At 53.9% G+C, this 14394-nt stretch carries 13 protein-coding genes; 3 read left to right on the top strand and 10 right to left on the bottom strand.

Annotated features, from left to right (window positions below; genetic code table 11):
- Positions 1–74: 74 nt before the first annotated feature.
- The 5 genes from KE531_11650 to KE531_11630 form a co-directional block, all read right to left on the bottom strand.
- Entirely contained in the window at positions 75–1085 is a 1011-nt protein-coding gene (locus KE531_11650; protein ID MBR9954254.1) for a glycosyltransferase family 2 protein, read from the bottom strand.
- Positions 1086–1101: 16 nt separating this feature from the next.
- A complete protein-coding gene (locus KE531_11645) occupies positions 1102–3297 on the bottom strand; it encodes a glycosyltransferase family 2 protein (protein MBR9954253.1) in 2196 nt (731 codons plus the stop codon).
- Positions 3294–4253 carry a glycosyltransferase family 2 protein gene (locus tag KE531_11640; GenBank protein MBR9954252.1) on the bottom strand — a complete coding sequence of 320 codons (960 nt, stop codon included), beginning with the start codon at positions 4251–4253 and terminating at the stop codon, positions 3294–3296. The genes KE531_11645 and KE531_11640 overlap by 4 nt, the downstream gene beginning before the upstream one ends.
- A 304-nt stretch (positions 4254–4557) precedes the next feature.
- Complete coding sequence (locus KE531_11635) at positions 4558–5508, bottom strand: NAD(P)-dependent oxidoreductase (protein ID MBR9954251.1); 951 nt, start codon at positions 5506–5508, stop codon at positions 4558–4560.
- Positions 5505–7484, bottom strand: coding sequence for a thiamine pyrophosphate-binding protein (locus KE531_11630; GenBank protein ID MBR9954250.1), 1980 nt, complete (start codon positions 7482–7484; stop codon positions 5505–5507). Before KE531_11630 ends, KE531_11635 begins: the two co-directional genes overlap by 4 nt.
- Positions 7485–7851: 367 nt before the next feature.
- On the opposite strand from KE531_11630, the gene KE531_11625 reads away from it, so the two are divergent.
- Positions 7852–9189, top strand: coding sequence for a cell wall-binding protein (locus KE531_11625; protein MBR9954249.1), 1338 nt, complete (start codon positions 7852–7854; stop codon positions 9187–9189).
- An 81-nt stretch (positions 9190–9270) separates the two neighbouring features.
- Here KE531_11625 and KE531_11620 read toward each other — a convergent pair whose 3' ends face one another.
- Entirely contained in the window at positions 9271–9420 is a 150-nt protein-coding gene (locus KE531_11620) for a hypothetical protein (GenBank protein ID MBR9954248.1), read from the bottom strand.
- A gap of 193 nt (positions 9421–9613) precedes the next feature.
- Here KE531_11620 and KE531_11615 point away from each other — a divergent pair, with 193 nt between their 5' ends.
- Positions 9614–9967 carry a cupin domain-containing protein gene (locus KE531_11615; protein ID MBR9954247.1) on the top strand — a complete coding sequence of 118 codons (354 nt, stop codon included), beginning with the start codon at positions 9614–9616 and terminating at the stop codon, positions 9965–9967.
- Positions 9968–10029: 62 nt separating this feature from the next.
- Here KE531_11615 and KE531_11610 read toward each other — a convergent pair whose 3' ends face one another.
- The gene (locus tag KE531_11610) at positions 10030–11121 is read right to left on the bottom strand and encodes an aldo/keto reductase (GenBank protein ID MBR9954246.1); all 1092 of its coding nucleotides are present in this window, start codon (positions 11119–11121) and stop codon (positions 10030–10032) included.
- A 156-nt stretch (positions 11122–11277) separates the two neighbouring features.
- Here KE531_11610 and KE531_11605 point away from each other — a divergent pair, with 156 nt between their 5' ends.
- Positions 11278–11682 (top strand): MerR family transcriptional regulator, encoded by a 405-nt coding sequence (locus KE531_11605; GenBank protein MBR9954245.1) that lies wholly within the window; start codon positions 11278–11280, stop codon positions 11680–11682.
- On the opposite strand, the gene KE531_11600 is transcribed toward KE531_11605, so the two are convergent.
- Genes KE531_11600 through tig form a run of 3 tightly spaced genes read right to left on the bottom strand, consistent with a single transcriptional unit; the run spans position 11668 to position 14251 of the window.
- A complete protein-coding gene (locus tag KE531_11600; protein MBR9954244.1) occupies positions 11668–12459 on the bottom strand; it encodes an HAD family phosphatase in 792 nt (263 codons plus the stop codon). The two genes, KE531_11605 and KE531_11600, sit on opposite strands and share 15 nt — an antisense overlap.
- A gap of 1 nt (position 12460) precedes the next feature.
- The gene (locus KE531_11595) at positions 12461–13054 is read right to left on the bottom strand and encodes a xanthine phosphoribosyltransferase (GenBank protein ID MBR9954243.1); all 594 of its coding nucleotides are present in this window, start codon (positions 13052–13054) and stop codon (positions 12461–12463) included.
- A 36-nt stretch (positions 13055–13090) separates the two neighbouring features.
- Positions 13091–14251, bottom strand: a complete 1161-nt coding sequence (gene tig / locus KE531_11590) for a trigger factor (GenBank protein ID MBR9954242.1) — start codon at positions 14249–14251, stop codon at positions 13091–13093.
- Positions 14252–14394: the final 143 nt, after the last annotated feature.

Here is a 14394-nt window from a genome sequence, read left to right as displayed (position 1 = left end):
GTGAAAAAGGGGATTCTCCACGATTTTCTGTCTTATTATACATGAAACTGCCGGATATTGAAATAAAAGTTTTCTTAAGATTCTCTGTTCTTTTTCTGCCGGACAGCCTTCTTTGCGATCTGCCGCCGGAGAAATTCATAGACATAGACGAAGGTTCCCCAGACAAGCTCCAACTGGATCCCCACGCAGGCCCGGAAGCTCCCGCGAAGCCGCGGCACCTTTTTGCAGGAAGCCACGGTTAAAAAGCCCTCCTTAAGCCCGGCCGCATATTCTTTATGGAAGCCCAGCTTCTTAAAAAAGCCGTATTTTACCAGGGTTCCTGCCGCGAGGAACGGGAAATTGATGAGAAGCTGGAAAAGGGGCATGTTTTTATAATTCAGATAGACGCTGTTCCTGGCAGCAAGCTTTACCTTGAAGGCATTGTATTTGGAGCCGCTGGTGCCGCTCCCCACATGGTACACAATGGCCTCGGGGCAGTAGATATTGTCATAGCCGTACCGCTTGGCCCGCCAGCCCACGTCGATGTCCTCCAGATAGGCAAAGTGCATTTCATCAAAATAGCCGATGGTACCAAATACGGAACGTCTGTAAATGGCCGCACATGCACAGGCCGAAAAAACCTTCCGGTAGCCGCCGTATTTTTTCGCCGGCCGCCCGACGCCTCTCTGGTAAGCCCAGCCGAGAAGACTGTACATGTCGCCGGCATCGTCGAGAAGCTCCGGCTCATGCATCTGAAGGACACGGCTGCTCACGGAGAAAATCTTATCGGAGCGGCTGATGGTCTTTTCAAGCATCTCCACGAAGCGGAAGTCCACCGTCGTATCGTTGTTTAAAAGCAGCACATACGGCGTGTCGGCCGCCCGGATCCCCGTGTTTACGGCGCCGGAAAAGCCGGTGTTTTCCGAAAGGAAAATCGTCGGGATCCCCTGCTCTTTCAGCCATTCGGCGCTGCCGTCGGTGGAGCCGTTGTCCACCACGAGGATTTTAAAATCCCGGACAGACTGCTCTTTTAAGGACGCCAGGCAGTCCTCCATGAAATGAAGCCCGTTGTAATTTGGAATGATTACTGTCGTTCTGATCTGCATCTTATCCCTTCCGTTTCTAATCGAGAGGCACCTCCAGCTTATACGGCTCCCCGATTTTCTCCTTTTTCAGGTCGCGGAGCGCAAAGTTGGACTTTCTTAAGGTCAGGTTCGGGTTGTAGTATGGGTCGCCTTTTTCCAGGATTTCCGGCCACTTCTTTGCAAATATGGCGATCTCCCGGTTGAATCTTGCCACCTTCTCCGGCGTGTCCTCGAGCCCTCTCGATTTTGACTCATAGTGATGGAGCACCGCATAGGGCGCATAGACGACAAGCTTCCCAAGGGCGCGCACCTTCATGCAGTAGTCGATGTCGTTGAAGGCCACGGCTAACTCCTCGGAGAAGCCGCCTGCCGCCTGGAACACAGACTTTTTGCTCATCATGCAGGCCGCCGTCACGGCGCTGTAATCCTGGGCGCACATGGCCCGGTGGAAATAGCTGCTTTCGGCTTTGTGCAGGCCGATGAAGGTGTGGCCGGCAATGCCGCCGAAGCCGACGACGACGCCGGCATGCTGGATCGTGTCGTCCTCATAAAGCAGCCTTGCGCCGACGATCCCCACGTCGTCCCTCTGGCAGAAGCCGAGCATTTCCTCGACGAAATTCTCCGCAATCTGCTCGATATCGTTGTTCATGAACAGAAGATACTCCCCGTTTGCATGGCTTACACCGAAATTGTTGATGGCGGAATAGTTAAACTCCCGCTCCCAGCGCACCACATGAACGTTCGGGAATTCCTTCTGGATTTCTTCGTAATAACGGAACGTCTCCGGATCCGTGCTGTTGTTCTCCACCACCACGAATTCCAGATTTTTATAGGTTCCCTTCATAAGCATCGGCCGGATACAGTTGTCGAGATCCTGGCGATGGTCTTTATTTGGGATAATCACCGAGACAAGCGGTTCGCCGTCCAGGAGGAACTTTGTGTGGTAGATGCCGTAGTCGATGCCCTTTTCCACCTTTTCTGCCCGGATCCCCACACGCTCATAGTGAGCCATGATGGCGCGGGAACCGGCCTCGAAGGCGTACAGCTTGCTCTCCGGATTGCTGGCCGTGGAGTCCTGATGGCAGCGCCAGTGGTACAGAACCTTCGGGATATGGACGATGTTCTCTGCCGCCTCGGTGCAGCGGAAAATAAAATCGTAGTCCTGTGCGCCGTCGAACTCATGGCGGAAGCCTCCGGTCTTTTCAAGAAGCTTTCGCTTCACCACAAACAAATGGCAGATGTAATTGACGCTGCAAAGGAGATCCTGGTTGAAATCCGGCTTAAAATGCGGGTCAAAAAGGGCGCCGCCGTCCATGTCCAGCTTGTCCTCGTCGGAGTAGAGGACGTCGCAGCCGGGATTTTCGTTGATGGCCTTTGCACACTCATAGAGGGCGTTTTCCGTCATTCTATCATCGTGGTCGGCAAGGACGATGAAATCGCCGTCCGCCGCCTCCAGGGCTGCGTTGGTGTTCCCGGAAATCCCCAGGTTTTCCCCGAGGATTTTATAATGGATCCGCGGGTCTTCTTTCGCGTATTTTTTTAAAATGCGCTCGACGCTCTGTCCGGCCGGGCTTCCGTCGGCGATGCAGAGCTCCCAGTTTCCGTAGGTCTGTGCCCGCACGGAATCCAGCATTTCCTTTAAATATTTTTCCGGCGTCTTAAACACCGGGATCACGATGGAAAACTTCGGCATGTACGGGAATGTTTCGGCTTTCTGTGCCTCAAGTTCCTCGCTTGTTGGCTTTGTAAGCTCCCACCACTCGCCGTAGTCGTAGTCGTTGTCGATGCCCTGGAGCTTGTGCTTGGACTTTAAAAATAAGGCCTTCAGGCCATTTTCCTTCCAGAAATCATAGGCCACCCGAACCGTCTCCATGTTCATCAGGTCTTTGATTTTCTGTCTTCTCTTATGGGCCACGCTGGAACGCTTCGCAATCAGCTCTTCATTATATTTTACCCGGATTTTCCTGCCGTCACCGCGGATTACCAGATAATAGTCCTTTCCTCTCTCGTAGGCGAACTGGATATCAAAGCCCAGATCTTTGTCCACTGTCTTCTTGAAATAGATCTGGCTCACGTCGTCCCGCCTGGTGGACACGTATTTATGAATGATGCTTTTATGGTTCCCGTCCTCCACATCGAAGGATATCGCGGAATCCGGCGTCTTTCCGATGGCCCATCCGTTTAGCTGGATGGAATTTTCCCGGATCCGCACCACGTCCACACTGTATCTCATGCTTTCTCCTCTGTCTCGCCTGCGTCAAAATTGATCCTCTCCTCCTCGATGACAAGGGGACGGTGCATGACGCGGGTATTGATGCTCATGATATATTCACCTAAAAGACCGATAAAAAAGATCTGGACAGACCCCAAAAAGCACATGCCGATGAGCACCGGCGCCATGCCGGCCGGGAACCTGTCCCAGTATAAAAGCTTCATCACAAGGTAGATGAATCCCACGAAGAAGCTTACGCCGGAACAGAAGGCGCCGAAAAATGTCGCAAGCCTTAGCCCCGCTTTTGTGTAGGACGTGAAGCTCAACATGGCCGCGTCGTAAAGGCGGAAGAAATTGTTGTGGGTCTTCCCGGCCCGGCGCTTCGGCTGTTCGTAGGGGATTTCCTTCCTCTTAAAGCCCAGCTCCGCCACAATGCCGCGAAGGAACGGCGTCGGGTCATCCAGGTTCCTCAAAACCTCGATAAACTGCCTGTCGTAGAGGCCGGAGCCCGTGAAATGCTCGATCTGTTCCACGTCGGAGAGCTTTCGGATTAACTTATAATAACAGCTTCTTAACCAGTACATCACCGGGTTTTCCCGGCTGCTGGTCTTGATGCCGATGACGATTTTATAGCCGTTTTCCCATTCATGGACATATTTCGGGATCAGCTCCACAGGATCCTGGAAATCGGCCACCATGGAAATCACGCAGTCGCCTGTCACCTGCAAAATCCCGTAGTAAGGCGAATTGAACTGGCCGAAGTTCCTGGCGTTGAAAATCGCCTTGATCTTCGGGTTTCCCGCACACAGGCTCCGAAGAAGCGGCCTTGTATTGTCACTGGAATCGTTGTCGATAAATAAGAGCTCGTAATCATATTCCGGGAGCTCCCTTGTTATGATGTCAATAACCGCCTCGCTGATGGGAACCACATTTTCTTCTTCGTTGTAGCACGGGATCAAAATACTGATTTTCTTCATCGTATGATAGTCTTCTTCCTTTTTTCTTCGCTTTTACCATTGTATCCGGAATCTGCTGTTTGTCAACATTCTTCCCTGTTTTTTACTATGAAAGTCCCGGACAGCGGCGATGTGGATGAGCGTGCCTGCACGCGCAGACGCATCAACATTGGACGGGCTAAGGAGTATGAGCAAGCAGGCCGATAGGCCGGATTGCGAATGCTCCGGCAGATGGCGAGAGCGCAAAGCGCGAAGCCATCTGACTTTCATGCCTGGCGGAGCCTGCGGCAGGCCGCGCAGGAACCACGGCAGGATCAGCATCTTTTCAGGCCGTCCGGTCAGAAAGCATCCGCCGGATCCCTTCTGAAAAGGGAACTTCCGGCTCCCACTTAAGAAAACCGCAGAGCTTCCGGATATCGGGGATCAGATTCACAGGCCCCTCGGCATTTTCCGGCCGCACCCCGAAGCGCGGCGTCCCTCTTTTTCCGCAGGCCGCATGGATTTCTTCCACGAATTCCCGCAGGGGCCTCGTCTCGCTCCCCGCAAGATTGAAAACCGGATTTTTTATCTCGTTAAAAGCCGGCGCTTCCGCCTCGCAGAGCCCTGCCGCGGCTTTTGCCAGATCATCAATATAGAGGAAGTTCCACATCTGAAGGCATTTGCCCATGGAAAGCTCTTCCCCCGCCGTAAACGCCCGCAGACAGCTTTCCACTAACGTCCAGGGATGGTCTCCCGGCCCGTAGACGCTGAAAATCCGGCCGTGGACATACTGCATCCCAAGCTTTTTGCAGAGTTCCTCTCCGCGCTCCCTCATGGCAAGCTTGGCCTCACCGTAAAAGGAACGTGGACGACAGGCTGTCTCTTCCCCCATGAGTTCTTTGTGCATCCCGTACTCCGCCTGGGAGCCGGAAAAGAAAAACCGCGTGCAGCCAAGCTCTGCGGCCGCCTCGGCAGTTTTTAGGGACGCCGCAAGGTTTTTCTCCTGAAGCGCTTTTTCCTCCCTGGCACCGCTTCCCGAACCGCCCCAGCCGAAATGGCAGAACACGGTTCCGTCTTCTCTGGAAACCTGCTTTAAAAGTCCTTCCGGTGTTTCCAGGTCATTTTCTATGATGAGCAGGCGTTTTTCCTTAAGCGCCTGCTCATGTTTCCCTGTCAGAAGATGTATTTTCCCGGAAGACGGGCGGACAGCAGCGATGACGGTATGCCCGTCCTCCAGAAGCCGCCCGGCCGCCGCGGCGCCCACAAAGCTGGTCGCCCCTGTCATGATGATTCTCATTTATTCTCCCTCACCCGCGGGATAATCATGTTTTCATCCATTTCCTCATCGGAAAGGAACGGCGCCAGATCTTCAAGGGGCACGGAAACCATGGTTCCGTCCGGCATCATCTTCGCCTCGGCCTTGGGCTCGAATTTCTGCTCGGTATCCACGAAAATCTCACAGATCACCGGCCCTTCCGTCTTTAAGGTCTTTTCCACGGCCGCACCAAGCTCGCTGTTATGGTGCGCGGCCACATAAGGATAGCCGTATGCCCAGGAGAGCTTTTCCATATCGGGGAAGCTCAAATCGCCGCTGTCCACGCCGACGCCCACAAGGGGCTCATGGAAATGGGCCTTCTGGGTCTGGCGGATGGAATGGTAGCCGCCGTTGTTGATAAGGAAAATCTTAATCGGCATCTTGTGATGGATAATGGTCTGAAGCTCCTGGATGTTCATCTGGATGCTGCCGTCGCCGGTCACAAGGATGATGTCCTGGGTATGGTCTGCCACGCAGGCGCCGATGGCCGCCGGCAGGTCGTAGCCCATGGAGGCGATGGCCGAATTGCTGATGAACCGCTGGCCTTTCTTCATCTCATAGGCATGGCCGCCCACCACACAGGGGGAGCCGTTTCCGACAACCGTAATCTGGCCTTCCTCGGCGCGGCGGCTGATTTCCTTGATGGCCGCGTAGATGTTGGCCGGCGCATCGTCCCCGGCCGCGTAGTGCTTCGGCAGGACGACCGGATATTTTTCCTTCCATTCCTGGCAGCGTTTCACCCACCAGTCCACGGCCTTTTTGTCCTTCGGGCCGCCCTCCGGCATGAATTCCTCTTCGTCAAGCACAAGCTCCAGCTTTTCCAGAAGATCTTTTACATCCGCATGAACCGGCATGTCCACATGGACCGTCGGCTTCTTTAATTCTTCTTCGTCGATATCATTGTAGATCACATACGCCTCCCTGGCCCAGGTCGGGTAATTGTAGCCCACCTGGCGGATGGAAAGGCGGCTTCCGAGGGAAAGGAGCAGGTCGCTGTTCTGGACGGCAAAGTTTCCGGGACGGTCGCCCATGTGCCCGGCACGGCCCACGTAAAGAGGATGCTCGTCGTACATGCAGTCTAAGCTGTTCCAGCCCGTTACCACCGGGATTCCGAGTTTTTCCACAACTCTTGCAAACACGTCATAGGCTTTTCCGATGCGGATGCCGTTTCCGGCGTTGATAACCGGCCGCTTTGCCTCCCGTACCTTCTTTAAAATTGTCCGCGCCGTCTCCACCGTCACCGGCTTCGGAAGCACCTGGCGCTTTTCACCCTGGCCGGCCACGTCCTCGGGAATCATCACGGGACGGCCGGAAATTTTATTCATCATGCATAAGGTACAGCCGGCACAGCCCGTTCCATGGGCGCTCCAGCCGGTACCGCCGTTTTCGTAGTCGTCTTTGTCAAAGCCGAGAAGCTCGTCCGTCTCGATATAGGCGCCCTGGACGTTTAACGGGATGTCAAGCCAGCAGGGGCCGGGACGGCCGGACTGGGCAAGATACAGTGCCTTTTCCAGACAGAAGCGGATCCGCATGGGGTCTAAAACCATCTCCGAATATTTTGTCATGCAGTCCACGGCTTTTACGATATCAAATTCCTGGTCGCCCATGGCGCGGATCCCGAGGCCCGTGCTCCTGGCCGTCGTATCGTAGCGCACCTGGCCGGAAAGGATTAACATCGGGATCGAATCCAGCCAGCCCCCCACGACGCCGGTGATGGCGTTGGTTCCGCCGGGGCCGGTGGTGACACAGACAGCCGCAATTTTATTGTGAATTCGCGCATAGCACTCTGCCGCAATGGCGCAGGCCTGCTCGTGGTGATTGAAGATGCAGTGAAGCCCCGGCTCATGCCCAAGGCCGTCGTCCAGATGCATGGCGCCGCCGCCCGTTACCATGAATACGTCGGTAATCCCGGATTCCGTCAGTTTTTTTGCAATGTAGTCGGACACCTTCATTCTCATTTGAAATTTCTCCTTTCCTTCTCTCGGCCGCGTCCCGGCCCGGTTCGTCCTGTTTCAGGCATTTTCTCCATATACAAACGCGCATTCCGCCTCCGCTTGTCTCGAAAAAGCGGCCCCTGCCGGCAGAATACGTTCTTCGGATATTCTACCACATAACAGACAGGCAGTCCAGTAAATCTGTGCAGGCGGGGAGAAGGAAGCGGTATTTTCCCGCCCTTCCAACGGGTCTCCCGTCCCTGTCACCGGCTGCCAGTTCTGCCAGCAACCTGCACTGGATTTTCTTCTGCCGGTGCTGTTATAATCGCACCGTAAGGCAACAACAGATCGCGCAGAAAAATGCGCTCACGAAAAAGGAGAGAATCAAAACATGAAAAAACAGACACGTTTCTTTGCTGTTATGTCTGCTGCTGCATTTATGAGCATGCTTCCGTATGGAGCCGCCTACGCCGCCCAGTCCGGCTGGACCGAGGAAGACGGCGCCATGGTCTATTACGATGAAGACGGATATCTTACGACAGATTCCTGGAGAAAGAACGGGGATGACTGGTACTTTTTAGATGAAGACGGACAGATTACGATCAATCAGAAGGTCGAGGACTTCTATGTGGGAAGCGACGGAAAGATGGTGAAAAACACCTGGATCGAGCTTCGCAATGAGGAGGACATTGACTCCCCGGAGACCCCTGCTTCCTTCTGGTACTACTTTGAAAAGGACGGCAAGGCGGCTGCCTCCAAGTGGCTGAAGCTGGACAGCAAATGGTATTACTTCAACGATGCCGGCCAGATGCAGACAGGAAAAACGGCGGTCGGCAGTTCCACCTACTATTTCGGTGACGACGGCGCCATGAAGACCGGCTGGCTGAAGTTAGACGACGGCGCTGCTGTTCCGGGCGCTTCCGATTCCTGGTACTATTTTGAGTCTGACGGAAAAATGGTAGAAAACCATGTGGATAAAAAAATCAATGGCGCATACTACACCTTCGTAAACGGCAGGATGCAGACCGGCTGGATCCTGATTGATAAGGAAGAGGCAGGAACCGGCTCTGAGACGGCTTCCAATGCGGCAGAAACGAAAGCACCGTCTGTCGGCGCCTACCAGTATTACGGTGAAGAAGGTGACGGAAAGCGCGCGGAAGGATGGCGCACCATCGAGGGCGTCGAAGGCATTCACGACATGGATGAGACCTACACCTTCTATTTTAAAGATGGACGTTCCTATTTCTCCGAGACGGCTGGGAACCAGCTCTTTACGGTGGACGCAAAAAAATATGCGTTCAACGAGCGCGGTGAGATGCAGACAGGAAAGCAGTCTGTGAATATCGGTGACGGAAAGACGGCCAACTTCTACTTTGACGAGAACGGCGTCATGAAGACCGGCAAACAGAATATTTACAACGAAGAGACAGGTGAGACAGAGAGCTGGTACTTCTATACCGACGGCGAGCAGAAGGGCCAGGGCTACCACGGTCTGAGAGACAACACGCTCTATATCAACGGAAAACGTCAGGAGGCAAGTTCTGATGTGCGCTACGCTCCCGTTGAGTTCGAGGGCAGCAGATATCTGGTGAACACCACCGGTTCTGTCCAGAAGGCATCTTCCTCCTCCACTTCTTCCGTGAAGCCGGAGCTCGGACGCGGCTTTAAGGATTTCAAGGATGCCAACGGCACCATCTGGGTTGTTGATACGAATGGGATCTTACAGTAAAGAGCACACCTGATTTGCAAAAAAAGGGAATGGCTTCTGCGTACCCCGCAGAGGCCATTTTTTTTTAACCGCGGGACATGTTTATAGACTGCCTTCAGAAATATAATGTTTTACCAGGCGGTTCAATGTCACTTTCATCTGGGCGATTATGCTCATAAGCTTTTCATTGTCTTCTTTCAGCCTGATATTTTCCTGTTCCAAAGCAGCAATGCGTTCCTCAACGCTCATCATTCTGCCCCCTTTGCATACACCATTCGGATACCTAGCAGTATCACTACCTTTATAATACATTTTCTGCCAAATGGAAAGCAAAATCGGCCGCAAGTTTCGACACGATTCGCGTTTGCCTGTAAAGCAAAGGAATTTTACTTTTTTCGGGATTTATGCTATTCTGGAGACAGGATCAATCGAAGGAGGTCATTCCATGGTAAGAAAAACAGAATCAGTGTTTGTTCAGGGGCTCCGAGGCGGCGAGGGAACCGTTGAACTCCGCCATATTTTAAGCAAGGACGAGCTCATGGGCCACGGCACCATGTACGCCCATGTCATTCTGCCGCCCCATGCGTCCATAGGCTTTCATCAGCATGTGGGGAATACGGAGCCGTATTATGTCATAAAGGGAAACGGCATTTTTGTGGACAACGACGGCACGAGGACGGAAATCCATCCCGGCGACGTCTGCGTCATCGAGGTCGGACAGAGCCATGCCATCGAAAATCCGTCCGAGGAACCCCTTGAGATCATGGCGCTTGTAATCAACGAAAGAGTATCGGAATAAGACGGCACATGCGTCCAAACGCCGCCGGCCCGCAAAACAGGGGCCTGGCGGCGTTCTGCCTTTTATTTTCCAAAATAGGCGGCGATTTCCTCCATCCGCGCCTCCTGCTTCACATGGAAGGGGCAGCGGGACTCGCAGTGGCCGCATTTTACACAGTCACCGGCCTTTACGGACAGCTTTTCGTAATGTCCCTTTGCCATCTCGTCTCCGGCCAGGGCCAGATCGTAATACTTGTTGATTAAGCCCACGTTGAGCCCCCTCGGGCACGGCTGGCAGTGGTTGCAGTAAACGCAGATCCCGTCGGCATTCTGCGGCGTAAATTCTGCGATCACCGAATAGTCCTTTTCCGCCTCCGAGGCCTTGAGGTACCGGAGCACCGTCTTTAAATCATTCACATCCCGAACTCCCGGCAGCACCGTTAAAACAGCCGGCCGGTCCAGTGCATACTGGATACACTGAGTCTCCGTCAGGGCGCGGTGGAACAGGGAAGTCTTTTCATTCAAAAGCTGGCCGCCTGCAAATGGCTTCATGACGGAAATCCCGACGCCGAGCTTTTCGCAGTCCCGGTATAAATCTGCCCGCTCCTTCGCCTCGCCGATGGCGTATTTGCCTTTCTGGTAGTCGTAGGCCGGGTTGATGCTGAACATGAACATGTCGATGAGCCCCGTCTCAAGAAGGCGTCTCGCAATCTCCGGGTTGTGGGAGGAAAAACCGAGATGGCGGATTTTCCCCTCGCTTTTCAGGCCTTTCATGTAGTCCCAGATTCCGCCCTCCATGATTTCCTTTAAGTCGTCCGGCTCGTCGACGCAGTGGATATAGCCGAGATCCGTATAGTCCGTATGGAACAGGGAAAGCTCCCATTCAAACTGTTCCTTAATCCGCTTTAAATCCCTCGACCAGCCGTATTTCCCATTGTCATAGACTGCGCCGAAATGCATCTGCGTGATAAGCTGTTCCCGGCGTCCCTCGAAGGCCTTTGCGTATGCATGGTACGGCGCTTCCTCCGAGGCCGCCAGGTCAAAGAAATTGACCCCATTTTCAATGGCTGTATTGAGAAGACAGACAATCTCCTCCTCCGTGCCCGTCACGGAGCCCATTCCAAGGCCGATGACACTGATTTTTTCTCCGCCGTGCGGCAGTTTCCGGTATTCCATAATCTTCCCCTTTCCCCTGGCTCATGCCAGGCACAGGCAAATTGCTTCGGTTTCTTTTTTATCAGCATACTCCCTCGAGTATAGTCTAAGTCAAGCGCAAATTTTCTTGACATAGAGTGTACTCCAGGGGTTACAATGGAAAGCGAGGTGATACATATGACTTATACCGTTTCCCAGGCCGCCGAAAAGGCCGGCCTCTCCGTTTATACGCTCCGCTATTACGACAAGGAGGGGCTGATGCCGTTTTTGGACAAGGCGCCGGACGGCACGAGAAGATTCAAAGACAGTGATTTCCAGTGGTTAAAGACCATCACATGCTTAAAGAATACGGGGATGTCCATCCATGAGATCCGCGATTTCGTTGCACTCTGCATGGAGGGGGATGCGACATTAAAAAAGCGCCTTGCGATCATGAAAGACCATCAGGCGCGTTTTGAACAGAAAATGGCGCAGATGCAGCTCTATCAGGAGACCATCCGCAGTAAAATCCGGTATTACGAAGATGCCGTCGCCGCAGGCACAGAAAACCGGCAGCCCGCGACGCCGTCACAGAATCGCTAAGGCTTCAAAGGCATAGGCGATGCCGTCCTCTTCCACGGTCTTCGTCACAAACGTGGCATATGGCTCAAGGACTGCATCGTGCTTTCCCATGATGACGGAATTGCAGGCATAGCGGATCATGGCAAGGTCGTTGCTGCTGTCGCCGAAGGCGTAGGACTGTTCCCAGGGAATATCAAAATACCGCAGGATAAATTCCATGGCCGCAGCCTTGTTAAAGCCGGCCGGCACGCATTCGTAGAGGCCGTGCCCGCGGTCAATGGCCGCAAAGTCCGGCTCCAGGAATTTGAGGAAGCCGTCGATATCGCTTTCTTCTACTACTTCCACACAGAATTTGTCAAAGTCCGCCGCCTTTTCCCAGTCGTCAGTGATAAGGACGCCGCGGCGCCTTAAGGAATTTTTCATCCGCTCCACGGATTCCAGCGGAGAGACGCCTTCCCTGGCGCAGCAGGCCTCCATGCCCTCTAAGACGCCTTCCAGCCTGTGACTTATGATCGCTTTCTGGATTTCCAGGCGGCGGCCGGCCGGAACCGTGTTGTGAAGGACTTTTTTCCCGCCGATCTCGATGTACGTGCCGCAGCCGCAGAGATAGCCGTCCACGGGGATCCCGCTTTCCTCCACGTCCTGCATCAGGCACCTGGCCCGCCCGGAATTTATAAAGACCAGATGGCCTTTTTCTCTTGCTTTTCTTAGGGCCTCTGCGGCGCTTTCCGGGATTTTTCGGCTCTTCTCCCCAAGAAGCGTCCCGTCTATGTCAAAAAACAATGCTTTTCTTTCCATGTTATCTCTTCCCGTCCCCGTTCCGGAACGTGATCTCTCCTGTTTTTTCGTCCATGCCGTCTACGATTGCCAGCGATTCCAGATGGATGCCGCGCTTCCGGATGGCTTCGCCGCCGCTCTGGAAGCCCTTTTCGATGACGACACCGGCGCCGATGACCTCTGCACCGGCTTCCTCGGAAAGGCTTATGAGGCCTTCCAGGGCCTTTCCGTTTGCAAGGAAATCATCGATCAGAAGCACCTTGTCCCCTTTTCCCAGAAAATCCCTGGAAACCATGATGTCGTAGGTACGCCCATGGGTAAAGGACTCCACCTTCGCCGTATAGACGCCGCCGGCAATGTTCTTCGTCTTGTTTTTCTTCGCAAAAACCACCGGCACGCCGAAATACTGGGCGGCAATGCAGGCAATCCCAATGCCGGAGGCCTCAATCGTCAGAATTTTATTGATCTCCGGTTCCGGGAACAGACGCCGGAACTCTTTGCCGATCTCATTTAACAGGCCGATGTCCATCTGATGATTCAAAAAGCTGTCCACCTTGAGGACATTCCCCTCCCGGACTTTTCCGTCTCTCCGAATCCTGTCTTCCAGAAGCTTCATACTCTTCTCCTCCGTATCCGGACGAAGGCGGCCGCCTTATTCTGCCGCCGTCTCCGTCTCTTCTGCCGTACTTTCTGCCGGCGTGTCAGCCGCCGTGCCGTTATCTTCCGTCACCGTCACATTGGCGTTGTCCACCAGGAAATGATATGCGGCTTCCATCATAAACAAGTCATTGGCCGATTCCTCGCCGTAGGTCTGGATCAGCGCGTCCACGCTGTCAAAGTTGTTGGCCTTCGCAAGCTCTTCCTTCTGTTCGTCGGTCGGCTCGACATTCTCCAGGCGGATCACCTCGTCTAACACCATCTGCTGCTTCACAAGATTTTCTGCATTTTCCTCGAGTCCAGCCATATCCATGCCCAGGAACAGGCTCAAGAAATCCTCTAACTCCATGCCGTACTGGGACGCATAGATCGTGTAGGTCTGTGTCAGCTGGTTTACCATCTCCTCGACAGCATCCGGGTCGCAGGTGATCTCCGAATTGTCAATGATCTGGACGAGTGCCTGGTTTCCCGCCTCATAAAAGGCGCTCCGCTCCTTCTGGAGCAGCAGGTTCTCGTAGATCTGCGCCTCGAGAAGCTCCATGGTGGCGTTCTCATCGTCCATGGCGCGCTTTGCAAGCGCATCGTCGCGGGCCGGGTCGCTTAATACCTTCAGGCTGTTGAGCTTTACGTGGAACACGACGGGCTGGCCGGCCAGATCCGGGTTGTTTTCATAGGGATCCGGGAAGGTCAGGTTTAAATCCTTTTCCTCGCCGATCTCCATGCCGATGACGCCGTCCTCAAAACCGTCGATGAACCGGCCGCTTCCAAGCTCCAGATCCATGCCCTGAGCCGTTCCGCCTGCAAAGGCAACGCCGTCCTTGGTGCCCTCATAGTCGATGTTGGCCGTATCGCCTTCCTGCGCCGGGCGTCCTGTCACTTCCTCCTCGTTGGGGAACAGGCTTACAATGTAGCCGATCTGCTCGTCGATCTCCTCGTCCGTCACCTCGGCCTTTGACATGGTCAGGGACAGCCCTTTATACTCTCCGAGGGTGATGCTGCTTTCGTCGGTCAGCTCTTCCTCCGATTTCGTCCCGGCTTCTGCCGCCGTTGTCGCCGCAGCAGCCGTGCTCTCGCTTTCTTCCGTTTTATTCTGGCACCCCGTCACGGCAAGAGCCAAAACGGCCATGCAGAGTCCTGCTTTTATGATTTTTCTCATGCTTTGTTTTCTTCTCCTTAACTGCTTAATTTGAGAGGGGAAACCTCGTTTCACGATTTTATCATAATCCGGGGCGGAAAGGAAGGGATTTTACATAATATTAAGAAACACGAAAGGTGAGGTGAAAAACCGCCGTACATATT

It is taken from the genome of Eubacteriaceae bacterium Marseille-Q4139, assembly GCA_018223415.1.
Lineage (GTDB): Bacteria > Bacillota > Clostridia > Lachnospirales > Lachnospiraceae > CABSIM01.
This window is presented reverse-complemented; position numbering and strand designations above follow the sequence as displayed.

What these genes read in the sequence shown, in the direction of transcription:
- KE531_11650 (MBR9954254.1), bottom strand. Translation starts at nt 1,085, where the DNA reads ATGCAGATCAGAACGACAGTAATCATTCCAAATTACAACGGGCTTCAT.
- KE531_11645 (MBR9954253.1), bottom strand. Translation starts at nt 3,297, where the DNA reads ATGAGATACAGTGTGGACGTGGTGCGGATCCGGGAAAATTCCATCCAG.
- KE531_11640 (MBR9954252.1), bottom strand. Translation starts at nt 4,253, where the DNA reads ATGAAGAAAATCAGTATTTTGATCCCGTGCTACAACGAAGAAGAAAAT.
- KE531_11635 (MBR9954251.1), bottom strand. Translation starts at nt 5,508, where the DNA reads ATGAGAATCATCATGACAGGGGCGACCAGCTTTGTGGGCGCCGCGGCG.
- KE531_11630 (MBR9954250.1), bottom strand. Translation starts at nt 7,484, where the DNA reads ATGAGAATGAAGGTGTCCGACTACATTGCAAAAAAACTGACGGAATCC.
- KE531_11625 (MBR9954249.1), top strand. Translation starts at nt 7,852, where the DNA reads ATGAAAAAACAGACACGTTTCTTTGCTGTTATGTCTGCTGCTGCATTT.
- KE531_11620 (MBR9954248.1), bottom strand. Translation starts at nt 9,420, where the DNA reads ATGATGAGCGTTGAGGAACGCATTGCTGCTTTGGAACAGGAAAATATC.
- KE531_11615 (MBR9954247.1), top strand. Translation starts at nt 9,614, where the DNA reads ATGGTAAGAAAAACAGAATCAGTGTTTGTTCAGGGGCTCCGAGGCGGC.
- KE531_11610 (MBR9954246.1), bottom strand. Translation starts at nt 11,121, where the DNA reads ATGGAATACCGGAAACTGCCGCACGGCGGAGAAAAAATCAGTGTCATC.
- KE531_11605 (MBR9954245.1), top strand. Translation starts at nt 11,278, where the DNA reads ATGACTTATACCGTTTCCCAGGCCGCCGAAAAGGCCGGCCTCTCCGTT.
- KE531_11600 (MBR9954244.1), bottom strand. Translation starts at nt 12,459, where the DNA reads ATGGAAAGAAAAGCATTGTTTTTTGACATAGACGGGACGCTTCTTGGG.
- KE531_11595 (MBR9954243.1), bottom strand. Translation starts at nt 13,054, where the DNA reads ATGAAGCTTCTGGAAGACAGGATTCGGAGAGACGGAAAAGTCCGGGAG.
- tig (MBR9954242.1), bottom strand. Translation starts at nt 14,251, where the DNA reads ATGAGAAAAATCATAAAAGCAGGACTCTGCATGGCCGTTTTGGCTCTT.